The 18,582-nt window shown below is 60.4% G+C and carries 31 protein-coding genes; 30 read left to right on the forward strand and 1 reads right to left on the reverse strand.

What is annotated here, in order from left to right:
- The first annotated feature begins 13 nt into the window (after window positions 1-13).
- The 30 genes from rplB (at window position 14) to galT (ending at window position 17,681) form a co-directional block, all read left to right on the forward strand.
- Window positions 14-847, forward strand: a complete 834-nt coding sequence (gene rplB / locus NFS22_RS09735; RefSeq protein ID WP_251317581.1) for a 50S ribosomal protein L2 — start codon at window positions 14-16, stop codon at window positions 845-847.
- Between the two features lie 16 nt (window positions 848-863).
- Window positions 864-1,136 carry a 30S ribosomal protein S19 gene (rpsS, locus tag NFS22_RS09740; RefSeq protein WP_120394623.1) on the forward strand — a complete coding sequence of 91 codons (273 nt, stop codon included), beginning with the start codon at window positions 864-866 and terminating at the stop codon, window positions 1,134-1,136.
- Window positions 1,137-1,151: 15 nt separating this feature from the next.
- Window positions 1,152-1,484 carry a 50S ribosomal protein L22 gene (gene rplV, locus NFS22_RS09745; RefSeq protein ID WP_251317582.1) on the forward strand — a complete coding sequence of 111 codons (333 nt, stop codon included), beginning with the start codon at window positions 1,152-1,154 and terminating at the stop codon, window positions 1,482-1,484.
- A gap of 15 nt (window positions 1,485-1,499) precedes the next feature.
- The gene (gene rpsC, locus NFS22_RS09750; RefSeq protein WP_251317583.1) at window positions 1,500-2,363 is read left to right on the forward strand and encodes a 30S ribosomal protein S3; all 864 of its coding nucleotides are present in this window, start codon (window positions 1,500-1,502) and stop codon (window positions 2,361-2,363) included.
- The gene (gene rplP, locus NFS22_RS09755) at window positions 2,363-2,794 is read left to right on the forward strand and encodes a 50S ribosomal protein L16 (RefSeq protein WP_251317584.1); all 432 of its coding nucleotides are present in this window, start codon (window positions 2,363-2,365) and stop codon (window positions 2,792-2,794) included. Before rpsC ends, rplP begins: the two co-directional genes overlap by 1 nt.
- Window positions 2,794-2,991 (forward strand): 50S ribosomal protein L29, encoded by a 198-nt coding sequence (gene rpmC, locus NFS22_RS09760; protein WP_251317585.1) that lies wholly within the window; start codon window positions 2,794-2,796, stop codon window positions 2,989-2,991. The genes rplP and rpmC overlap by 1 nt, the downstream gene beginning before the upstream one ends.
- Before the next feature lie 15 nt (window positions 2,992-3,006).
- Window positions 3,007-3,267 carry a 30S ribosomal protein S17 gene (gene rpsQ, locus NFS22_RS09765; RefSeq protein ID WP_023346506.1) on the forward strand — a complete coding sequence of 87 codons (261 nt, stop codon included), beginning with the start codon at window positions 3,007-3,009 and terminating at the stop codon, window positions 3,265-3,267.
- 15 nt (window positions 3,268-3,282) lie between these two features.
- A complete protein-coding gene (gene rplN, locus NFS22_RS09770; RefSeq protein WP_251317586.1) occupies window positions 3,283-3,651 on the forward strand; it encodes a 50S ribosomal protein L14 in 369 nt (122 codons plus the stop codon).
- A 13-nt stretch (window positions 3,652-3,664) separates the two neighbouring features.
- Window positions 3,665-3,982, forward strand: a complete 318-nt coding sequence (gene rplX / locus NFS22_RS09775) for a 50S ribosomal protein L24 (protein WP_251317587.1) — start codon at window positions 3,665-3,667, stop codon at window positions 3,980-3,982.
- A gap of 20 nt (window positions 3,983-4,002) precedes the next feature.
- Window positions 4,003-4,563: a 50S ribosomal protein L5 gene (gene rplE / locus NFS22_RS09780; protein WP_160569807.1), complete on the forward strand. Its 561-nt coding sequence runs from the start codon at window positions 4,003-4,005 to the stop codon at window positions 4,561-4,563.
- A 14-nt stretch (window positions 4,564-4,577) separates the two neighbouring features.
- Complete coding sequence (locus NFS22_RS09785; protein ID WP_023346502.1) at window positions 4,578-4,763, forward strand: type Z 30S ribosomal protein S14; 186 nt, start codon at window positions 4,578-4,580, stop codon at window positions 4,761-4,763.
- Between the two features lie 555 nt (window positions 4,764-5,318).
- On the forward strand, window positions 5,319-5,717 hold the full coding sequence (gene rpsH, locus NFS22_RS09790) for a 30S ribosomal protein S8 (RefSeq protein ID WP_160569806.1): 399 nt from the start codon (window positions 5,319-5,321) through the stop codon (window positions 5,715-5,717).
- 15 nt (window positions 5,718-5,732) lie between these two features.
- On the forward strand, window positions 5,733-6,278 hold the full coding sequence (gene rplF / locus NFS22_RS09795) for a 50S ribosomal protein L6 (protein WP_251317588.1): 546 nt from the start codon (window positions 5,733-5,735) through the stop codon (window positions 6,276-6,278).
- Between the two features lie 18 nt (window positions 6,279-6,296).
- Window positions 6,297-6,656, forward strand: a complete 360-nt coding sequence (gene rplR, locus NFS22_RS09800; RefSeq protein WP_251317589.1) for a 50S ribosomal protein L18 — start codon at window positions 6,297-6,299, stop codon at window positions 6,654-6,656.
- A gap of 17 nt (window positions 6,657-6,673) precedes the next feature.
- A complete protein-coding gene (gene rpsE, locus NFS22_RS09805; RefSeq protein WP_251317590.1) occupies window positions 6,674-7,174 on the forward strand; it encodes a 30S ribosomal protein S5 in 501 nt (166 codons plus the stop codon).
- Window positions 7,175-7,186: 12 nt separating this feature from the next.
- Window positions 7,187-7,369, forward strand: a complete 183-nt coding sequence (rpmD, locus tag NFS22_RS09810; RefSeq protein ID WP_251317591.1) for a 50S ribosomal protein L30 — start codon at window positions 7,187-7,189, stop codon at window positions 7,367-7,369.
- A 17-nt stretch (window positions 7,370-7,386) separates the two neighbouring features.
- The gene (gene rplO, locus NFS22_RS09815; protein WP_251317592.1) at window positions 7,387-7,827 is read left to right on the forward strand and encodes a 50S ribosomal protein L15; all 441 of its coding nucleotides are present in this window, start codon (window positions 7,387-7,389) and stop codon (window positions 7,825-7,827) included.
- Between the two features lie 2 nt (window positions 7,828-7,829).
- A complete protein-coding gene (secY, locus tag NFS22_RS09820; RefSeq protein WP_251317593.1) occupies window positions 7,830-9,224 on the forward strand; it encodes a preprotein translocase subunit SecY in 1,395 nt (464 codons plus the stop codon).
- Between the two features lie 18 nt (window positions 9,225-9,242).
- Window positions 9,243-9,875: an adenylate kinase gene (locus NFS22_RS09825; protein WP_251317621.1), complete on the forward strand. Its 633-nt coding sequence runs from the start codon at window positions 9,243-9,245 to the stop codon at window positions 9,873-9,875.
- Between the two features lie 11 nt (window positions 9,876-9,886).
- Window positions 9,887-10,651, forward strand: a complete 765-nt coding sequence (map, locus tag NFS22_RS09830) for a type I methionyl aminopeptidase (protein ID WP_251317622.1) — start codon at window positions 9,887-9,889, stop codon at window positions 10,649-10,651.
- Complete coding sequence (locus NFS22_RS09835) at window positions 10,644-10,961, forward strand: KOW domain-containing RNA-binding protein (protein WP_251317594.1); 318 nt, start codon at window positions 10,644-10,646, stop codon at window positions 10,959-10,961. The genes map and NFS22_RS09835 overlap by 8 nt, the downstream gene beginning before the upstream one ends.
- Window positions 10,954-11,172 carry a translation initiation factor IF-1 gene (infA, locus tag NFS22_RS09840; RefSeq protein WP_023346491.1) on the forward strand — a complete coding sequence of 73 codons (219 nt, stop codon included), beginning with the start codon at window positions 10,954-10,956 and terminating at the stop codon, window positions 11,170-11,172. Before NFS22_RS09835 ends, infA begins: the two co-directional genes overlap by 8 nt.
- A 79-nt stretch (window positions 11,173-11,251) precedes the next feature.
- Window positions 11,252-11,365 (forward strand): 50S ribosomal protein L36, encoded by a 114-nt coding sequence (gene rpmJ, locus NFS22_RS09845; RefSeq protein WP_008982609.1) that lies wholly within the window; start codon window positions 11,252-11,254, stop codon window positions 11,363-11,365.
- 17 nt (window positions 11,366-11,382) lie between these two features.
- Window positions 11,383-11,748: a 30S ribosomal protein S13 gene (gene rpsM / locus NFS22_RS09850; RefSeq protein WP_251317595.1), complete on the forward strand. Its 366-nt coding sequence runs from the start codon at window positions 11,383-11,385 to the stop codon at window positions 11,746-11,748.
- Window positions 11,749-11,760: 12 nt separating this feature from the next.
- Window positions 11,761-12,159, forward strand: a complete 399-nt coding sequence (gene rpsK / locus NFS22_RS09855) for a 30S ribosomal protein S11 (protein ID WP_160637772.1) — start codon at window positions 11,761-11,763, stop codon at window positions 12,157-12,159.
- Window positions 12,160-12,182: 23 nt separating this feature from the next.
- Window positions 12,183-12,785 carry a 30S ribosomal protein S4 gene (rpsD, locus tag NFS22_RS09860; RefSeq protein WP_251317596.1) on the forward strand — a complete coding sequence of 201 codons (603 nt, stop codon included), beginning with the start codon at window positions 12,183-12,185 and terminating at the stop codon, window positions 12,783-12,785.
- A gap of 220 nt (window positions 12,786-13,005) precedes the next feature.
- Window positions 13,006-13,956 (forward strand): DNA-directed RNA polymerase subunit alpha, encoded by a 951-nt coding sequence (locus NFS22_RS09865; RefSeq protein WP_251317597.1) that lies wholly within the window; start codon window positions 13,006-13,008, stop codon window positions 13,954-13,956.
- Window positions 13,957-14,049: 93 nt separating this feature from the next.
- Window positions 14,050-14,394 (forward strand): 50S ribosomal protein L17, encoded by a 345-nt coding sequence (gene rplQ / locus NFS22_RS09870; protein WP_251317598.1) that lies wholly within the window; start codon window positions 14,050-14,052, stop codon window positions 14,392-14,394.
- 351 nt (window positions 14,395-14,745) lie between these two features.
- Window positions 14,746-16,047, forward strand: coding sequence for a galactokinase (locus NFS22_RS09875; RefSeq protein WP_251317599.1), 1,302 nt, complete (start codon window positions 14,746-14,748; stop codon window positions 16,045-16,047).
- A gap of 137 nt (window positions 16,048-16,184) precedes the next feature.
- Complete coding sequence (galT, locus tag NFS22_RS09880) at window positions 16,185-17,681, forward strand: UDP-glucose--hexose-1-phosphate uridylyltransferase (protein WP_251317600.1); 1,497 nt, start codon at window positions 16,185-16,187, stop codon at window positions 17,679-17,681.
- Window positions 17,682-17,836: 155 nt separating this feature from the next.
- Here the strand turns inward: galT and NFS22_RS09885 are convergent, their stop codons facing one another.
- The gene (locus tag NFS22_RS09885; RefSeq protein ID WP_251317601.1) at window positions 17,837-18,535 is read right to left on the reverse strand and encodes an L-ribulose-5-phosphate 4-epimerase; all 699 of its coding nucleotides are present in this window, start codon (window positions 18,533-18,535) and stop codon (window positions 17,837-17,839) included.
- Between the last annotated feature and the right edge of the window lie 47 nt (window positions 18,536-18,582).

Genomic DNA, 18,582 nt, shown 5'->3' on the forward strand with positions numbered 1-18,582 from the left:
GAGGAATTGAGAAATGGCTATTAAGACTTATAAGCCCACAACCCCCTCCCGCCGTCACATGACTGTGTCTGCCTTCGAGGGGATCGACAAGAAGGCCAAGCCTGAGCGCGCCCTTACTGAGGTGCTGAAAAAGCACGCGGGCCGCAACAGCTACGGCCGCATCACCGTCCGCCACCACGGCGGCGGCAACAAGCAGAAGTACCGCATTATCGACTTCAAGCGGGACAAAGAGGGTCAGGCCAAGGTGATCAACCTCCAGTACGACCCCAACCGCTCCGCCAATATTGCCCTGATTGAGTATGAGGACGGCGAGCGCCGCTATATTCTGGCCCCCAACGGCCTGAAGGCCGGCCACGTGATTATGACCGGCCCCGACGCCGACATTCTGCCCGGCAACTGCCTGCCTATCGCCAACATCCCCGTGGGCGAGATGATCCACAATATTGAGCTCTACCCCGGCAAGGGGGCTCAGCTGGTCCGTGCCGCCGGTGTGTCCGCCCAGTTGATGGCCAAGGAGAACGGCATGGCCCAGGTCCGCCTCCCCTCCGGCGAGGTCCGTCTGGTCCGTGAAAACTGCAAGGCCACCATCGGCCAGGTGGGCAACACCGACCACGCCAACATCCAGATCGGCAAGGCCGGCCGCAAGCGCCACATGGGCTGGCGGCCCACCGTCCGCGGCTCCGTGATGAACCCCTGCGACCACCCCCACGGCGGCGGCGAGGGCAAGAGCCCTGTTGGCCGTCCCGGCCCTGTCACCCCCTGGGGCAAGCCCGCCCTGGGCTACAAGACCCGCAAGACGAAGAACCGCACCGACAAGTTCATCGTCAAGCGCCGCAACAGCAAATAAGGAGGGAGTGTAAAAGATGAGCAGAAGCATTAAGAAAGGCCCCTTTTGCGCCCCTGAGCTGCTGAAGCGGGTTGATGAGCTGAACAAGAAGAACGAGAAGAAGGTTCTGAAGACCTGGAGCCGCGCCTCCACCATCTTCCCCTCCTTCGTGGGACACACCTTTGCTGTACACGATGGCCGCAAGCACGTGCCCGTCTATGTCACCGAGGACATGGTGGGCCACAAGCTGGGCGAGTTCGTGCCCACCCGCACCTTCCGGGGCCACGCGGGCAGCAAGACTGGTAAGTAAGGAGGAGAGACGAAGATGGAAGCAAAAGCGAATCTGAAATATCTGCGGATCTCTCCCCGTAAGGTGAAGATCGTCCTGGACCTGATCCGGGGCAAGGATGTGGGCACCGCCACCGCCATCCTGATGCAGACCCCCAAGGCCGCCTCTGAGCCCGTGCTCAAGCTGCTGAAGAGCGCCGCCGCCAATGCGGAGAACAACCACCAGATGGACCCTGAGAAGCTGTACGTGTCCGCCTGCTACGCCAACCCCGGCCCCATCATCAAGCGCATCATGCCCCGGGCCCAGGGCCGCGCCTATCGGATTAACAAGCGTACCTCTCACGTCACCATCGCCGTGAGCGAGCGCTAAGGGAGGAGGAACAGTATGGGACAGAAAGTGAATCCCCACGGCCTGCGCGTGGGTGTGATTAAGGATTGGGACTCCCGCTGGTATGCCCGCAACGAGTTGGTGGGCGATCTGCTGGTGGAGGACCAGAAGATCCGCAAGTACCTGAAAAAGACCCTCTACGGCGCCGGTATCCCCAAGATCGAGATCGAGCGGGACAACAACGCCAAGGTCCGCATCTACCTGCACTGCGCCCGTCCCGGCGTGGTCATCGGCAAGGGCGGCGAGGACATCAAGAAGATTGAGGCCCAGCTGGTCAAGCTCACCGGCAAGGCCGTTGACCTGAAGATCGTGGAGGTCCGGGACGTGGACACCAACGCTCAGCTGGTGGCCGAGAATATCGCTCAGCAGCTGGAGAAGCGCATCGCTTTCCGCCGGGCTATGAAGAACGCCATGGGCCGGGCCATGCGGGCCGGTGCCAAGGGCATCAAGACCTCCTGCTCCGGCCGTCTGGGCGGCGCCGAGATCGCCCGCACCGAGCACTATCACGACGGCACCATCCCCCTGCAGACCCTCCGCGCCGACATTGATTACGGCTTTGCCGAGGCTGCCACCACCTATGGCCGCATTGGCATCAAGGTGTGGATCTACAAGGGAGAGGTGCTGACCCAGGCCCTGCGCACCACCCCCCGTACCCTGGACACCAGCAAGCCCTATCAGGAGCGCCGTGACCGGCCCCGCCGCCGGGATGACCGCCGGGGCGGCTTCAACCGTGACCGCCAGGGCGGCGGCTTTAACCGCGACCGCGGGCCCCGTCCCGCCGGCCAGGGCTTTAACAACAACCGCGGCCCCCGTCCTGCGGGCCCCGCTAACACCACCCCGAAGGAAGGAGGCGCTCAGTAATGCTGCTCCCTAAGCGCGTAAAATACCGCCGTGTGCATCGCGGCCGTTTGAAGGGCAAGGCCAGCCGGGGCAACTTTGTCAGCTACGGCGAGTACGGCCTGCAGGCCACTGAGCCCGCATGGATTACCAGCAACCAGATCGAGGCGGCCCGTATCGCCATGACCCGCTACACCAAGCGCGGCGGCAAGGTCTGGATCAAGATTTTCCCTGACAAGCCCGTCACTGAGAAGCCCGCCGAGACCCGTATGGGTTCCGGTAAGGGCTCCCCCGAGTACTGGGTGGCCGTGGTCAAGCCCGGCCGGGTCATGTTCGAAATCGCCGGCGTCTCTGATGAGATTGCCCGTGAGGCCCTGCGCCTGGCCAGCCACAAGCTGCCCGTCAAGTGCAAGATCGTCAAGCGCGAGGAGACTGAGAAGGGTGGTGAAGCGTAATGCAGGCTAAGGAAGTTCGTAAAATGTCCGCTGCGGAGCTGGAGACCAAGCTGGTGGACCTGAAAAAGGACCTGTTCAACCTCCGCCTCCAGCACGCCACCAACCAGCTGGACAATCCCCTGCGCATCGCTGAAGTGAAGAAGGATATCGCCCGGGTCAAGACCATCATCCGCGAGCAGCAGCTCGCAGGCCGCTAAGAGGAGGAATAGAAGATGGAAAACAGAACTTCTTCCCGTAAGACCAGAGTCGGCCTGGTGGTTTCGGATAAGATGGATAAGACCGTTGTGGTCGCCATCGCCGACCGCGTGGCCCATCCTCTGTACAAGAAGATTGTAAAGAGAACCTATAAGCTGAAGGCTCATGATGAGAACAACCAGTGCGGCGTGGGTGACCGCGTCAAGGTCATGGAGACCCGCCCCCTGTCCAAGGACAAGCGGTGGCGCGTGGTTGAGATCATTGAGAAGGCGAAATAAGGAGGTGTCGGCAGCATGATTCAGCAGGAAACTTATTTGAAGGTGGCCGACAACACCGGCGCCAAGGAGATCAAGACCATCCTGGTGCTGGGCGGCTCCAGGCGGAAGTTCGGCAACATTGGCGACGTGATCGTGGCCTCTGTCCGCAAGGCTCAGCCCGGCGGCACCGTGAAGAAGGGCGAGGTGGTCAAGGCCGTTATCGTCCGTTCCTCCAAGGGCGTGCGCCGTCCCGACGGCTCCTACGTCCGGTTTGACGACAACGCCGCTGTGCTCATCCGCGACGACAAGAACCCCCGCGGCACCCGTATCTTTGGCCCAGTGGCCCGTGAGCTGCGCGACAAGGACTATATGAAGATCCTGTCCCTGGCTCCCGAAGTGCTGTAAGGGAGGGTAAGCTATGAACAAACTGAGTATCAAGAGCGGCGACACCGTCGTCGTCCTGTCCGGCAAGGACAAGGGCAAGCAGGGCAAGGTTATGTCCGTTATGCCTGACGCCGGCAAGGTGGTTGTGGAGAAGGTCAATATGGTCTCCCGCCACACCAGGCCCCGCCAGCAGGGCGAGCAGGGCGGCATCCTCCAGAAGGAGGCCCCCATCTACGCCTGCAAGGTGCAGCGCGTCTGCCCCAAGTGCAATAAGCCCACCCGGCCCGCCCACAAGCTGCTGGCCGGCGGTAAGAAGGTCCGCGTCTGCAAAAAGTGCGGCGCCGAGATTTAAGAGAGGAGGAGTGAATCGAAATGGCAGAGGAAAAGAAAGTGCCTAACCTGAAAAAGCTGTATCAGGACGAGGTCGCTCCTGCTCTGATGCAGAAGTTCGGCTACAAGTCCACCATGCAGATCCCCCGCCTGGAGAAGATCGTGGTCAACGTCGGCTGCAGCGAGGCCCGGGAGAACGCCAAGGTGCTGGACGCCGTGGTCAACGACCTGACCACCATCACCGGCCAGAAGGCTGTGATCACCAAGGCCAAGAAGTCCGTGGCTAACTTTAAGCTGCGTGAGGGCATGCCCATTGGCGCCAAGGTCACCCTGCGGGGTAACAAGATGTGGGAGTTCCTGGACCGCCTGTTCAACGTGGCCCTGCCCCGCGTCCGTGACTTCCGGGGCATCTCCGCCGACGCCTTTGACGGCCGCGGCAACTACGCCCTGGGCGTGAAGGAGCAGCTGATCTTCCCCGAGATCGAGTATGACAAGATCGACAAGATCCGCGGCATGGACATTGTGGTGGTTACCACCGCCCAGACGGACGAGGAGGCCCGTGAGCTGCTGAAGCTGGTGGGCGCTCCCTTCGCCGGCCGCTAAGAGGAGGAAGAATTATGGCTAAGAAATCTATGATCCTGAAGCAGCAGAAGGAGCCCAAGTTCTCCTCCCGCCGCTATAACCGCTGCAAGCTGTGCGGCCGCCCCCACGCCTACCTCCGGGACTATGGCATTTGCCGTATCTGCTTCCGTGAGCTGGCCTACAAGGGTCAGATTCCCGGCGTGCGCAAGGCTTCCTGGTAAAAAAGAGTGTTTTGTGTCCGGAACGGTGCCGAAAAAGTGCCGTTCCGGCACATCTCTATCCACGCCTTCGTGTGTTCGCGCGAAAAAATCCTTGCAAATCTGATTTTTCAGGAGTATAATCAGTCGTTGTGTCCAGTTGACACAGCAAAAATGCTCCACACGCAGCCGTGCGTTTTCGCCTGCATCCCATGTAAACTCCAGGAGACTGCTGGAAAGTGATATGGCTGCGGGAATTTGTGCCTGTGCCAAGCAGGGCGCGACCACCCGGCGCGCCGTTTTCTTCGGCTTTGTGATCCAGGCAGACAGCGGGCCGCCGAGGTCGTCGGCCCCTAGAAAAGCTTTCCATAGCGGACCAGGATTGGTCAAACCCGCCCCTGGGCGGTTTTGATAGGAGGGACCCGGACCCAACGTGTACAGGCCCTGGGGAACCTCAAAAAATGTACCTGCCCCAACCAGGTACGAAGGCGGTCAACAGGTCGCAGGAAGGACCTAACCTGCGATACCTTGCCGTCTATACCGGCTAAAACCGGTAATCTTTATAGGAGGTAAACACGCATGCAAATCACCGACCCTATCGCGGATATGCTGACCCGCATCCGCAACGCGAACAACGCCAAGCATGACACTGTTGATGTGCCCGCGTCCAACATGAAAAAGTCTATCGCGCAGATCCTGCTGGACGAGGGGTATATCAAGAACTTCCAGCTCATCGACGACGGTACCCAGGGCGTCATCCGCATTGCCCTGAAGTACAACGCCGGCAAGGAGAAGGTCATCTCCGGCCTGAAGCGGGTGTCCAAGCCCGGCCTCCGGGTGTACGCCGGCGCCGACGAGCTGCCCAAGGTCCTGCGGGGCCTGGGTATCGCCATTGTTTCCACGTCCAAGGGCGTCATGACCGACAAGAAGGCCCGCGAGGCCCATGTCGGCGGTGAAGTCCTGGCATTTGTCTGGTAAGGAGGGTTATAGGATATGTCCAGAATTGGTAGAGCTCCTATCGCCATTCCCGCCGGAGTGGAGATCAAGGTAGAGGACAACAACGTTGTCACTGTCAAGGGCCCCAAGGGCACCCTGACACAGCAGTTCAACCCCAATATGGCCATTGCCGTTGAGGGTGCTGAGCTGAAGGTCACCCGTCCCAACGACGCCAAGGAGAACCGGGCCCTCCACGGCCTGACCCGCACTCTCATCCACAACATGGTGGTGGGTGTGACTGACGGCTACAAGAAGGAGCTGGACGTCAACGGCGTGGGCTACCGTGTGGCCAAGGAAGGCAACAAGCTGGTTATGAACCTGGGTTATTCTCACCAGGTGACCATGGAGGAGAACGAGGACATCTCTATTGAGGTCCCCTCCCCCAACAAGATCATCATCCACGGCTGCGACAAGCAGAAGGTGGGCCAGTTTGCCGCCGAAGTGAGAGAAAAGCGTCCCCCCGAACCCTACAAGGGCAAGGGAATCAAGTATACTGACGAGGTCATCCGCCGCAAGGCTGGTAAGACCGGCGCCAAGAAGTAATAAGGAGGTGTGCCACTTATGATCAACAGACCCGATACCCGCTCCCAGCGCATCAAGCGCCACAAGCGCGTGCGTGCTAAGATTTCCGGCACGCCCGAGCGTCCCCGTCTGTGCGTCTTCCGCAGCGAGACCAACATCTACGCCCAGGTCATTGACGACGTGAACGGCGTCACTTTGGTCTCCGCGTCTTCCCTGGAGAAGGACTTTGCCTGTGAGGGCACCAAGTCCGACGCCGCCAAGCAGGTGGGCGTCAACGTGGCTGAGCGCGCCAAGGCCAAGGGCATTGACACTGTGGTCTTTGACCGCGGCGGCTATGTCTACCACGGCCGCGTGAAGGCTCTGGCCGAGGGCGCCCGCGAGGGCGGCCTGCAATTCTAAGGGAGGAGGAAAAACAAATGGCTAGATTTGAGAGAGAGCCCAGCGAATTTGTTGAAAAGCTGGTCTATCTGAACCGCGTATCCAAAACCGTTAAGGGCGGCCGTGTGGCCAAGTTCTCCGCCCTGATGGTCGTGGGCGACGAGAAGGGCCGCGTGGGCTTTGGCCTGGGCAAGGCCGCCGAGGTGCCCGAGGCCATCCGCAAGGGCATTGAGGATGCCAAGAAGAACATGATTAACGTGTCCCTGTCCGGCACCACCATCCCCCACGAGGTGATTGGTGAGTTCGGCGCCGGCCGCGTGCTGATGAAGCCCGCTGCCCCCGGTACCGGCGTGATCGCCGGCGGCCCCGTCCGCGCCGTGATGGAAGCCATCGGTATCAAGGACATCCGTACCAAGTGCCTGCGCTCCAACAATCCGCAGAACGTGGTCTCCGCCACCTTCCAGGGCCTGAAGTCCCTGCGCACCCCCGAGGAAGTGGCCCGCGTCCGCGGCAAGAGCGTGGAAGAGATCTTGGGTTAAGGAGGGGCAAAAATGGCTAATCTGAACATTAAGCTGGTCAAGAGCCTGAACGGCCGTATCGCCAAGCACAAGGCGACCGCCGAGGCCCTGGGCCTCCGCAAGATCGGCGACACCACCGTGCAGCCCGATAACGAGGCCACCCGCGGCAAGATCGCCCACATCGGCTACCTGCTCCAGGTGTCCGAGGAAAACTAACGAGGAGGCGCAACGACATGAATCTGCATGAACTTTCTCCCGCCCCCGGCTCCAACACCAAGGCCTACCGCAAGGGCCGGGGTGCCGGGTCCGGCAACGGCAAGACCGCCGGCCGGGGCCACAAGGGCCAGTGGGCCCGCAGCGGCGGCGGCGTCCGCGTGGGATTTGAAGGCGGCCAGATGCCTCTGGCCCGCCGCCTGCCCAAGCGGGGCTTCCACAACATCTTTGCCAAGCCCCTGGAGGCCATCAACGTCTCCGCCCTGGACCGCTTTGAGGACGGCGCCACGGTGGATGTGGATATGCTGCGGGCGAAGGGTATCCTGACCAAGTGCCAGTACGGCGTCAAGATCCTGGGCAACGGCGAGATCAACAAGAAACTGATTGTAAAGGCTTCCGCTTTCTCCGCCTCCGCCAAGGAAAAAATTGTGGCTGCCGGCGGTAAGTGGGAGGTGGTCTGACCATGATTCAGACCATCCGCAACGCCTGGCGGGTGCCTGAGCTGAAAAAGAAGATGCTGTTCACCATTATGGCGCTGCTTATCTTCCGCCTCGGCTCCGCCATCCCTGTGCCCTATATCGACTCTGCCTCCCTCCAGACCTATCTGGACAGCCAGAGCGGTACCATCCTGGGCCTGCTGAACGCCATGAGCGGCTCCGCCTTCTCTATGGCCACAGTATTTGCCCTGTCCATCCAGCCCTATATCAACAGCTCCATCATTATCCAGCTGCTGACCGTGGCCATCCCCGCACTGGAGCGCATGGCCCGTGACGGCGGCGAGGAGGGGCGCAAGAAGATTGCCTCCATCACCCGGTACACCACCGTGGCTATCGCCCTGCTCCAGGGCTTTGGCTACTACAGTCTGGTCAACAGCTACGGCCTGGTCAACGGCGGCTCCCTGCCCGGCTTTTGGGTGGGTCTGGTGATTGTGCTGTCCTTCACCGCCGGCTCCGCCTTCCTGATGTGGCTGGGTGAGCAGATCACCGAGTTTGGTATCGGCAACGGTATTTCCATCATCCTGTTCGCAGGCATTGTCTCCCGCTTCCCCCGTATGTGCATGGACTGCATCAGCGGCCTGCAGCGGTGGATCGCCGTGCAGGGCATGAGCGTGGAGTCCCTGATGGCTGAGAACGAGGGTATGACCGAGGAAGTGGCCCAGAGCTATATGGACGCCCTGCGTCAGGGCGCTCTGGCCCCTTGGATTATTGCCCTGATTGTTATAGGCATGCTGGCCCTGGTGGTCTTCATTGTCTATATCAACAACGCTGAGCGCCGCATCCCGGTGCAGTACGCCAAGCGCGTTGTGGGCCGGAAGATGTATGGCGGCCAGTCCACCCACATCCCCATGAAGGTTAGCATGGCCGGCGTTATGCCCATCATCTTCGCCCAGTCCATTGCCTCCCTGCCCGCCACCGTGGGTGCCTTTATGGGCGTTACTACAGAGAGCAAGGGCTTTGGCGGCTCCATGATGCGGGTGTTTGACACCAGCCGGCCCTTCTACAGCATCCTGTATTTCCTGCTCATTGTGGGCTTTAGCTATTTCTACTCCACCATGGCTTTCAACCCCATTGAGGTGGCCAACAACCTGAAGAAGAATGGCGGCTTTGTCCCCGGTTTGCGGCCCGGCAAGCCCACCATCGACTTCCTCATGCGCGTGCTGAACAAGATCACCATGTTCGGCGCTCTGTACCTGTCCGTGATTGCCATTGCCCCCATTATCACCGGCAATCTGGTGGGCTACAGCTCTCTGGCCATTGGCGGCACCTCTGTCATCATTGTGGTGGGCGTCGCCCTGGAGACCGTGAAACAGATGGAGGCCCAGATGCTTATGCGGCATTACAAGGGCTTCCTGGAGTAAGGAGAGACGGCTATGGGTATGAAACTGATCCTGCTGGGCGCTCCGGGCGCCGGCAAAGGGACCCAGGCCGAGATTCTCAGCGCCAAGCTGGGGATCCCTACCATTTCCACCGGCAACATTCTCCGCACCGCCATCAAGGAGGGCACCCCTACCGGACTGGAGGCCAAGAGCTATATGGACGCCGGCAAGCTGGTGCCCGATGGCGTAATTATCGGCATTGTGGCCGACCGTTTGGCCCAGCCCGACTGTGAGAAGGGCTTTATTCTGGATGGCGTACCCCGCACCATTGGTCAGGCCGAGGCGCTGGACGCCGCTGGGATCACCTTTGACCACGTGCTGTCCATTGAGATCTCCGACGGAGAGATCGAGGAGCGCATGTCCGGCCGCCGGGTGTGCCAGAGCTGCGGCGCCCCCTACCACGTAAAGGCCAAGCCCCCCAAGGCGGAGGGCGTGTGCGACTCCTGCGGCGGCCCCCTGATCCAGCGGGAGGACGACCGGGCTGAAACCGTCCGGGCCCGCCTGGCTGTGTATCACGCGGAGACCGAACCTCTGAAAGGCTTCTACGAGGGCAAGGGCATCCTGGTCCCGGTAGCCAATCAGGACACCATTGAAGGGACCAACAAGGTGATTATGGAGGCGCTGGAACTCTGATGGCGCTGGAAATGATATCACTGAAATCCCAACGGGAAATTGAAGCCATGCGCCGGGCCGGGCGGCTCACTGCCCAGGCCCGTGCCCTGGCCGGTTCTATGGTGCGCCCGGGGGTTACCACTCACGAGATTGACAGGGCGGTTCGCCGTTTTATCGAGAGCCACGGGGCAAAGCCCTCCTTTTTGGGGTACGGCGGCTTTCCCGGCTCCGCCTGCATCTCGGTGAACGAGGTGGTCATCCACGGTATTCCCGGTCCCCGAAAGCTGAAGGAGGGCGACATTGTCAGTATTGACGTTGGCGCTTTTATCGGCGGCTTTCACGGCGACTGCGCCGCCACCTACCCCTGCGGGCAGGTGAGCGAGGAGGCTATGCGGCTGATTCAAGTGACCCAGCAGAGCTTTTGGGAGGGCATTCAAAACGCCCGCAAGGGCCGCCGGGTGAGCGATATCGGCCACGCGGTTCAGGAGTATGTGGAGGGAAACGGCTACTCTGTGGTCCGGGATTTTGTGGGCCACGGCGTAGGAACCAAGCTTCACGAGGCTCCTGAGGTGCGCAACTTTGGCCCCGCGGGCCACGGTCCCCGGCTCCAGCCGGGCATGACCATAGCCGTGGAGCCCATGGTGTGCGCCGGAGACTGGCATGTGCGGGTACTGCCCGACAAGTGGACCACTGTGTCCCAGGACGGCTCGCTGACCGCCCACTATGAGAATACCATCCTCATTACAGAGGATGGCCCCGAGATACTGACCGTTACCGAGGATGGGGCCTATGTTTGATTACACAGGCTGGATTGTCCAGGCAAATGCCGGACGGGACAAGGGCGGTATCTTCCTTGTGGTGGGTGTGGACCAGAAGAGAGTCCGGCTGCTGCTGGCCGACGGAAAGCGGCGGAAAATTGGCCGCCCAAAGGCCAAAAAGCTGGGCCATGTCTGGAGCTTGGCACCAGACCCGCAGCAGTCAGGTCCGCGAGAACAGCTTATGTTTGACCACCCCGTGGTACGCAGTCTGCAAGAGGGAGAACCGGTCTCCGACCGGGCATTGAGACGGGCGCTGGCCGCCTTCAAGGAGGGATCTACGCTTGGCTAAAGACGATATGATCGAATTGGAGGGCGTCGTCACCGAGGCCCTGCCCAACACTACGTTCCATGTTGATATCGGGAACGGCCATATCATCCTGGCACATATTTCCGGCAAGCTGCGGATGAACTTTATCCGCATCCTGCCCGGTGACAAGGTGACCATTCAAATGTCACCCTACGACCTGACCAGGGGAAGAATCACCTGGCGGTCCAAGTAAACCATACACGACCGGATAAGGGAGAGCCTTGCCTGTCCCTTACCGGGGCCATCAAGGCATTCATCAGGAGGTTTTAACAATGAAAGTCAGACCGTCCGTGAAGCCCATGTGCGAGAAGTGCAAAGTCATTAAGCGCAAGGGCAAAGTCATGGTAATTTGCGAAAACCCCAAGCATAAGCAGAGACAAGGATAATGGAGGTGCTGTAAAAAATGGCTCGTTTAGCCGGTATTGACCTGCCGAGAGAGAAGAGAATCGAGATCGGCCTCACTTATATCTACGGCATTGGGCGCACCAGCGCCAACAAAATCCTGGCCAAGGCTGGGGTAAATCCAGACACCCGCGTTAAAGACCTCACCGAGGAGGACGAGGCCAAGCTGCGCGAGGTGCTCCACGACTACACCGTGGAGGGCGACCTGCGCCGCAACGTGGCGATGGACATTAAGCGGCTGACCGAAATCGGCTGCTACCGGGGCATCCGCCACCGCAAGGGCCTGCCTGTGCGCGGCCAGCGGTCCAAGACCAACGCCCGTACCCGCAAGGGGCCCAAGCGTACCGTCGCCAATAAGAAGAAGTAAGGAGGGATACACATGGCTGCGAACAAAGGTAAGAAAGTGGTGCGCAAGCGCCGCGAACGCAAGAACGTAGAGAGGGGCCAGGTGCATATCCGCTCCTCCTTCAACAACACCATGGTCACCGTCACCGACGCGCAGGGCAACGCCCTGTCCTGGGCCTCCTCCGGCGGCCTGGGCTTCCGTGGTTCCCGTAAGTCCACCCCCTTCGCCGCGCAGACCGCCGCCGAGACGGCCGCCAAGGCCGCGATGGAGTATGGGCTCAAGACCGTGGAGGTCTTTGTGAAGGGCCCCGGCCAGGGCCGCGAGGCCGCCATCCGGGCGCTGCAGGCCGTGGGCCTGGAGGTCACCCTGATTAAGGACGTGACCCCCGTTCCCCACAACGGCTGCCGGCCCCCGAAGCGCCGCCGCGTCTGATCGTTTGAAGGAGGTATTGACAGATGGCTAGAAATATGCAGCCCATCGCCAAGCGGTGCAAGGCGCTGAACCTGTCCCCCGCCGCCATGGGCTATGCCAAGAAGACAACCAACCGCAACCCCAAGGGCCAGATGCGCAAGAAGCAGTCTGAGTACGCCATGCAGATGACCGAGAAGCAGAAGGTCAAGTTTGTCTATGGCATTATGGAGAAGCAGTTCCATATGTACTATGAGAAGGCCAGCCGCATGCAGGGCAAGACGGGTGAAAACCTGCTCACCCTCATTGAGCGCCGGCTGGACAACGTGGTGTACCGCCTGGGCTTTGCCATGACCCGCCGGGAGGCCCGCCAGCTCACCACCCACGGCCACTTCACCGTCAACGGCCAGCGGGTGGATGTGCCCTCCTACCTGGTTAAGGTGGGCGACGTGATCGAGGTGCGGGAGAAGAGCCGCTCCTCCGTCAAGTTTAAGCGCCTGACCGGCGAGGACGCCCCTGTGGTCAACGTGCCCAAGTGGCTGGACCGCACCAAGAATACCCTCCAGGGTACTGTCGCTGCTATGCCCACCCGGGATGACATCGACTTCCCCGTGGAAGAGCACCTCATCGTCGAGCTGTATTCTAAGTAATTTTTTACCAAGCCGTTCTATGGAATGTGTATCACAGCGATATTTCTGTAGGGTGCGGCCACCCCGGCATGCCGGGTATGCCTGAAGAGACGGCGGACCGAGTCGTCCCGCCCTGCAGTGTCCTAAACGGCTTGACACAGACTTAGAGAACCCTCAGATATTGGTGAGCTGAATGAAGCGGCGCGAATGCGCCGCCGAGAAAAGGAGGGTATTCCAGCATATGATAGAAATTGAAAAGCCCCGCATTGATTGTATTGAGAATCCCGGCGACGCCTCCTACGGCAAGTACGTGGTGGAGCCGCTGGAGCGGGGTTACGGCACCACCCTGGGCAACTCCCTGCGGCGGATCCTGCTGTCCTCCCTGCCCGGCACCGCGGTAACCAACATCAAGATCTCCGGGGTGCAGCATGAGTTTACCACCATCCCCGGGGTGAAAGAGGACGTGACCGAGATTGTCCTGAATATAAAGGGCATTATCGCCAAGCTCTACAGCGAGGGCACAAAAACCGTTCATATTGAGGCCGCCGGCGAGTGCAAGGTGACCGCTGGCGACATCAAGGCGGACGCCGACGTGGAGATCCTCAACCCTGATCTGCACATCGCCACCCTGGGCCCGGATGCCACCTTGTCTATGGAACTGACCCTGTCCCATGGCCGGGGCTATGTCTCCGCCGACAAGAATAAGCCTGCCCAGTCCATCATTGGGGTAATCCCTGTGGACTCCATTTACACCCCGGTCCGCAAGGTCAATTATACCGTGGAGAATACCCGTGTGGGCGACGCTACGGACTACGACAAGCTGACCCTGGAGGTGTGGACCAACGGCACAATCGACGCCCGGGACGCAGTCTCCCTGGGAGCGCGCATCCTGTGCGACCACTTCACCCTGTTCACCGACCTGTCTGAGACAATGGGCAGCCGCTCCACCGTGGTGGAGAAGGCTGAGACCCAGCGTGACAAGGTGATGGAGATGACCATTGATGACATGGACCTGTCCGTCCGCTCCTACAACTGCCTGAAGCGGGCCAACATCAACACGGTGGAGGATCTGATCTCCAAGACCGAGGAAGAGATGATGAAGGTCAGGAACCTGGGCCGCAAGTCCCTGGAGGAGGTCATCAACAAGCTGTCCATGATGGGGCTCTCCCTGGCCAGCGAGGAGAACAACTAAGCGTATGTAACGTTCCGCTTTGTGCGGCCTGGGCCGCCTGAATTGAACGAATTTAAACGGATCTCGCCACGCGAGGTCAAAGGAGTGTTTACCATGTCTCAGAAGAACCGCAAGCTGGGCCGCACCAGCGACCAGCGCCGTGCCATGCTCCGCGCCATGACCACCTACCTGCTGGAGAACGGCCAGATCAAGACCACCGTCACCCGCGCCAAGGAAGTGGCTCCCGTGGCTGAGAAGATGATTACTCTGGCCAAGACCAACACCCTGGCCTCCTACCGCCAGGCCCTGTCCTACATCACCAAGGAGGACGTGGCCAACAAGCTGTTTAAGGAGATCGGACCCAAATACGCCGACCGCAACGGCGGCTATACCCGTATCGTCCGCATTGGCCCCCGCCGCGGCGACGCCGCTGAGATGGCCATTATCCAGCTGGTGTAACCGGGCCGGTGCATTTATGCCATAAAAGGGCTTGCCCTCTGCTTTTGCGGAGCGGCAAGCCCTTTTTATCTGCCCAAAGGAGAATGATAACAATTCTATGAAATAATAAGAAAACTCCCTTGGTAGGGGCGGATATCATACGCCCGCAGGATACCAGCTCGTATTACGAATCAAGGCGGGCGGGTAATACCCGCCCTTACAAAGCGGTATCGGCAATTTTGAGAATTGCTCTAATTTGTTTTTCCCGCTGCCTGCGCAATCTGCTTGTCCGCAGCAAAGATGCGTGGTATAATTGAATGCGCAATGGACAACCGGGAGGATCTCCCAATTTCGAGAAAGAGGTGACGTCCCTTGAGTAGCTGCAATACTCTGCTGGATACCCTGCGCGGACGGGGCCACGACCAGGCCCTTGCCGCCCTGTACGCTCTGGATGGCACACAGGCCAGCCTGGTCCGGGCCCGTGACCGGGCCTGCCATGTAGTTCAGTCCTTTATGGACGTATTTAACCCGGCGGAGGGGGCGCAGGCCGCCCTGTTCAGCGGTCCGGGCCGCACCGAGATTGGCGGCAACCACACCGACCACCAGCACGGCCGCGTGCTGTGCGGCAGCGTGGATATGGACATGCTGGCCTGCGCCGCTCCCAACGGCGCCAATCTGATCCGGGTGCAGTCGGAGGGTTACCCTGCCCTTGAGGTCAGCCTGGACGATCTGGCGGTGAAGCCTGAGGAGGCCAACACCTCCGCCGCCCTGGTGCGCGGGGTGGCCGCTAAGGTGGCGGAACTGGGCTATAAGCTGTCCGGCTTTGACGCCTATGTGGCCTCCACCGTGCTGTCCGGCTCCGGCCTGTCCTCCTCCGCCGCCTATGAGGTGCTGATTGGCAATATTCTCAACCACTTCTGCTGCGGCGGGGAGCTGGACGCCGTCCAAATTGCCAAAATCGGGCAGTACGCTGAAAATGTCTACTTCGGTAAGCCCTGCGGCCTGATGGACCAGATGGGCTCCTCCGTGGGAGGCGCGGTGTTTATCGACTTCAACGACCCCGCCAACCCTGTGGTAAAGCGGGTGGACTATGATTTCAGCAAGTCCGGCCATGTCCTATGCATTGTGGATACCGCTTCCAGCCACGGCGACCTTACCGGCGACTATGCCGACATTACCCGGGAAATGGGAGCGGTGGCGGCCCACTTTGGCAAGCAAGTGCTACGGGATGTGCCCTTGCAGGACTTCCGCGCCGCAATTCCCGCCCTGCGGGAGGCGTACGGTGACCGTGCGGTACTGCGCTCCATGCATTTCTATGACGACGACCGCCGGGCCTCCCAGGAGGCTGACGCCCTGAAAAACGGAAATTTTGAAGCCTTCCTGAACATGGTCAATTCCTCCGGGCGCTCCTCTTCCCTCCAGCTGCAAAACACATGGTCCATTCAAACCCCCCGGCAGCAGGCCATCCCCCTGGCTCTGACGGTGGGAGAGAACATTCTGGACGGCATGGGGGCCATCCGGGTGCACGGAGGCGGCTTTGCCGGGACCATCCAGGCCTTTGTGCCCGAGGAGTATCTTGTGCCCTTTAAAACCGGCATGGAGGAGCTGTTCGGCGCGGGCAAGTGCCATGTGCTTCACATCCGTCCCCAGGGCGGCTGTGTGGTGGCGGAATAAAAGAGAATCCCTTTGCGAAACGGACTGTAGGGCGGGACGACCCGGCCCGCCGCCCCCGTGGAATATCTCTTACAACAGCACGGCGCGCCGAGGTCGTCGCGCCCTACATTAAGTGCAGGTAATAAGGAGAGATGACTATGATTGACAATGCCATTGCCAAACTGGCGGACTACGCCGTCCACTTAGGTCTGGTGGAGGAATGTGAGCATACCTGGGCCATCAACACCATCCTGGATGTATTGAAGCTGGACAGCTATACAGAGCCGGAGCGGACTTGGGATGTGGACAGCCTGGAGCTGGCCTCCATTCTGAAAGAACTGCTGGATGACGCCCATGAGCGGGGCGTGCTGACGGAAAATTCTGTGGTCTACCGGGACCTGTTCGATACAGAGATTATGGGACGGCTCACCCCCCGCCCTGCCCAAGTCATTGAGAAGTTTCAAGGCATGTATCGTGATGATCCTAAAGCGGCCACCGACTGGTACTACGCCTTCAGCCAGGACACCAACTACATCCGCCGGGACCGGATCGCCAAGGACATGCAGTGGAAGGTCCCCACCGAGTATGGGGAGCTGGACATCACCATCAACCTGTCCAAGCCGGAGAAGGACCCCAAGGCCATTGCGGCGGCGAAAAATCTGCCCGCCTCTGCCTACCCCCGGTGCCAGCTGTGCTATGAGAACGAGGGCTACGCCGGCCGGGTCAACCACCCCGCCCGGCAGAACCACCGGGTGGTCCCCATTGAAATCAACGGCTCCCCCTGGTTTTTGCAGTACTCCCCCTACGTCTACTACAACGAACACTGCATCTGCTTCAACAGCGAGCATGTGCCCATGAAAATTGACCGGGCCTGCTTTGCCAAGCTGCTGGACTTCGTCCGGCAGTTCCCCCACTACTTTGTGGGCTCCAACGCCGATCTGCCCATTGTGGGCGGGTCCATTTTGGCCCACGACCACTTCCAGGGGGGACGGTACACCTTCGCCATGGAAAAAGCTCCGGTGGAGACCCCATTTACATTTCCCGGCTTTGAAGATGTGGAGGCGGGTATTGTGAAATGGCCCATGTCGGTGGTTCGGATTTCCTCCCAAAATCCGGAGCGGCTCATTGACCTGGCGGACAAAATTCTCGCCGCCTGGCGGGACTACACCGACGAATCTGCCTTTATCTTCGCGGAGACGGACGGTGAACCTCACAACACCATCACCCCCATTGCCCGGCGGCGGGGGGAGAAGTACGAGCTGGACCTGGTCCTGCGCAACAACATCACCACCCAGGAGCACCCTCTGGGGGTCTACCACCCCCACGCCGAGCTACACCATATCAAAAAGGAAAATATCGGCCTGATTGAGGTGATGGGCCTGGCCGTCCTCCCCGCCCGGCTGAAGGAGGAATTGGCCGCTGTGGCCGATTGCTTAGCCTCCGGCGGCGACCTGCGGGCCAGTGAACTTACTGAAAAGCACGCGGAATGGGCGGAGAATTTCGCCAAACACTACACCGTCACAGCGGAGAACGCCTTGGACATTGTTCAGAAGGAGACCGGTCTGGTCTTTGCCAGGGTGCTGGAGCACGCCGGGGTGTACAAGCGCACCCCTGAGGGCAAGGAGGCATTCCTCCGGTTCCTGAACGGTATATAAATTACTATAGCAGGCTCAAAATTGCGGCCAAGGGAGCTGTAGGGGCGGCCTGCGGCCGCCCGCAGAACCGAACGGACCTGCTGTGACAGGCGGGCCGCCTCTACAGATGGGAACAAATTATACAAGGCCCCGCCTGAGGCGGGGCCTTGTCTTGTTTAATCCTGTCCGTAGTAGGCGCTGGGGCCATGCTTGCGGAAGTAGTGTTTGTCCTGATAGCGCTGGGGGGCGGGGCCTGCGGAGGGGCGCACCTGGCGGGTGAGAATGGCCATCTTGGCCACTTCCTCCAGCACCACCGCGTGGTACACCGCCTGGGCAGCATCCTTGCCCCAGGTGAAGGGGCCGTGGCTGGCGCAGATTACGCCGGGAACAGCCTTGGGCTCAATGCACCGCTCCTTAAAGGTGTCCACAATAATTGTTCCGGTGTTCTTCTCATAGTCCTCCTCCAGTTCACCCAAGGTCAGATGGCGGGTGCAGGGGATGGAGCCGTAGAAGTAGTCGGCGTGGGTGGTGCCGAAGCAGGGGATATCCTCCCCGGCCTGGGCCCAGGCCACGGCGTGGGGACTGTGGGTGTGTACAATGCCCCCCACCCCGGGAAAGGCCTTGTACAGCTCCAGGTGGGTCTTGGTGTCGCTGGAGGGCTTCCACTTGCCCTCCACCACATCGCCGGTCTCCAGGCTGACCACCACCATGTCTTCAGCTGTCATGCCCTCATACTCCACCCCGGAGGGCTTGATGACCATCAGGCCCTTGTCACGGTCAAGGCCGGACACATTGCCCCAGGTAAAGGTGACCAGACCGTATTTGGGCAGAAGGAGGTTGGCCTCCAGAACTTCCTGTTTGAGTGCTTCTAACATAATTGTACCTCGTTTCATTTTGTAGGGGCGGCCTGTGGCCGCCCGTG

It is taken from the genome of Flintibacter muris, assembly GCF_943192995.1.
GTDB lineage: Bacteria > Bacillota > Clostridia > Oscillospirales > Oscillospiraceae > Lawsonibacter > Lawsonibacter muris.

Excerpts from the sequence above, each read along its gene's own strand:
- rpsE (WP_251317590.1), top strand. The coding sequence starts at position 6,674 with ATGGCTAGATTTGAGAGAGAGCCCAGCGAATTTGTTGAAAAGCTGGTC.
- rpmJ (WP_008982609.1), top strand. The coding sequence starts at position 11,252 with ATGAAAGTCAGACCGTCCGTGAAGCCCATGTGCGAGAAGTGCAAAGTC.
- NFS22_RS09785 (WP_023346502.1), top strand. The coding sequence starts at position 4,578 with ATGGCTAAGAAATCTATGATCCTGAAGCAGCAGAAGGAGCCCAAGTTC.
- rpmD (WP_251317591.1), top strand. The coding sequence starts at position 7,187 with ATGGCTAATCTGAACATTAAGCTGGTCAAGAGCCTGAACGGCCGTATC.
- NFS22_RS09885 (WP_251317601.1), bottom strand. The coding sequence starts at position 18,535 with ATGTTAGAAGCACTCAAACAGGAAGTTCTGGAGGCCAACCTCCTTCTG.
- rplB (WP_251317581.1), top strand. The coding sequence starts at position 14 with ATGGCTATTAAGACTTATAAGCCCACAACCCCCTCCCGCCGTCACATG.
- rplO (WP_251317592.1), top strand. The coding sequence starts at position 7,387 with ATGAATCTGCATGAACTTTCTCCCGCCCCCGGCTCCAACACCAAGGCC.
- rplP (WP_251317584.1), top strand. The coding sequence starts at position 2,363 with ATGCTGCTCCCTAAGCGCGTAAAATACCGCCGTGTGCATCGCGGCCGT.
- rpsK (WP_160637772.1), top strand. The coding sequence starts at position 11,761 with ATGGCTGCGAACAAAGGTAAGAAAGTGGTGCGCAAGCGCCGCGAACGC.
- rpsM (WP_251317595.1), top strand. The coding sequence starts at position 11,383 with ATGGCTCGTTTAGCCGGTATTGACCTGCCGAGAGAGAAGAGAATCGAG.
- NFS22_RS09865 (WP_251317597.1), top strand. The coding sequence starts at position 13,006 with ATGATAGAAATTGAAAAGCCCCGCATTGATTGTATTGAGAATCCCGGC.
- rpsS (WP_120394623.1), top strand. The coding sequence starts at position 864 with ATGAGCAGAAGCATTAAGAAAGGCCCCTTTTGCGCCCCTGAGCTGCTG.
- rpsQ (WP_023346506.1), top strand. The coding sequence starts at position 3,007 with ATGGAAAACAGAACTTCTTCCCGTAAGACCAGAGTCGGCCTGGTGGTT.
- rplF (WP_251317588.1), top strand. The coding sequence starts at position 5,733 with ATGTCCAGAATTGGTAGAGCTCCTATCGCCATTCCCGCCGGAGTGGAG.
- rpsD (WP_251317596.1), top strand. The coding sequence starts at position 12,183 with ATGGCTAGAAATATGCAGCCCATCGCCAAGCGGTGCAAGGCGCTGAAC.
- rpmC (WP_251317585.1), top strand. The coding sequence starts at position 2,794 with ATGCAGGCTAAGGAAGTTCGTAAAATGTCCGCTGCGGAGCTGGAGACC.
- rplR (WP_251317589.1), top strand. The coding sequence starts at position 6,297 with ATGATCAACAGACCCGATACCCGCTCCCAGCGCATCAAGCGCCACAAG.
- rplV (WP_251317582.1), top strand. The coding sequence starts at position 1,152 with ATGGAAGCAAAAGCGAATCTGAAATATCTGCGGATCTCTCCCCGTAAG.
- rpsC (WP_251317583.1), top strand. The coding sequence starts at position 1,500 with ATGGGACAGAAAGTGAATCCCCACGGCCTGCGCGTGGGTGTGATTAAG.
- secY (WP_251317593.1), top strand. The coding sequence starts at position 7,830 with ATGATTCAGACCATCCGCAACGCCTGGCGGGTGCCTGAGCTGAAAAAG.
- NFS22_RS09835 (WP_251317594.1), top strand. The coding sequence starts at position 10,644 with ATGTTTGATTACACAGGCTGGATTGTCCAGGCAAATGCCGGACGGGAC.
- rplX (WP_251317587.1), top strand. The coding sequence starts at position 3,665 with ATGAACAAACTGAGTATCAAGAGCGGCGACACCGTCGTCGTCCTGTCC.
- NFS22_RS09825 (WP_251317621.1), top strand. The coding sequence starts at position 9,243 with ATGAAACTGATCCTGCTGGGCGCTCCGGGCGCCGGCAAAGGGACCCAG.
- map (WP_251317622.1), top strand. The coding sequence starts at position 9,887 with ATGATATCACTGAAATCCCAACGGGAAATTGAAGCCATGCGCCGGGCC.
- rplE (WP_160569807.1), top strand. The coding sequence starts at position 4,003 with ATGGCAGAGGAAAAGAAAGTGCCTAACCTGAAAAAGCTGTATCAGGAC.
- galT (WP_251317600.1), top strand. The coding sequence starts at position 16,185 with ATGATTGACAATGCCATTGCCAAACTGGCGGACTACGCCGTCCACTTA.
- rpsH (WP_160569806.1), top strand. The coding sequence starts at position 5,319 with ATGCAAATCACCGACCCTATCGCGGATATGCTGACCCGCATCCGCAAC.
- rplQ (WP_251317598.1), top strand. The coding sequence starts at position 14,050 with ATGTCTCAGAAGAACCGCAAGCTGGGCCGCACCAGCGACCAGCGCCGT.
- rplN (WP_251317586.1), top strand. The coding sequence starts at position 3,283 with ATGATTCAGCAGGAAACTTATTTGAAGGTGGCCGACAACACCGGCGCC.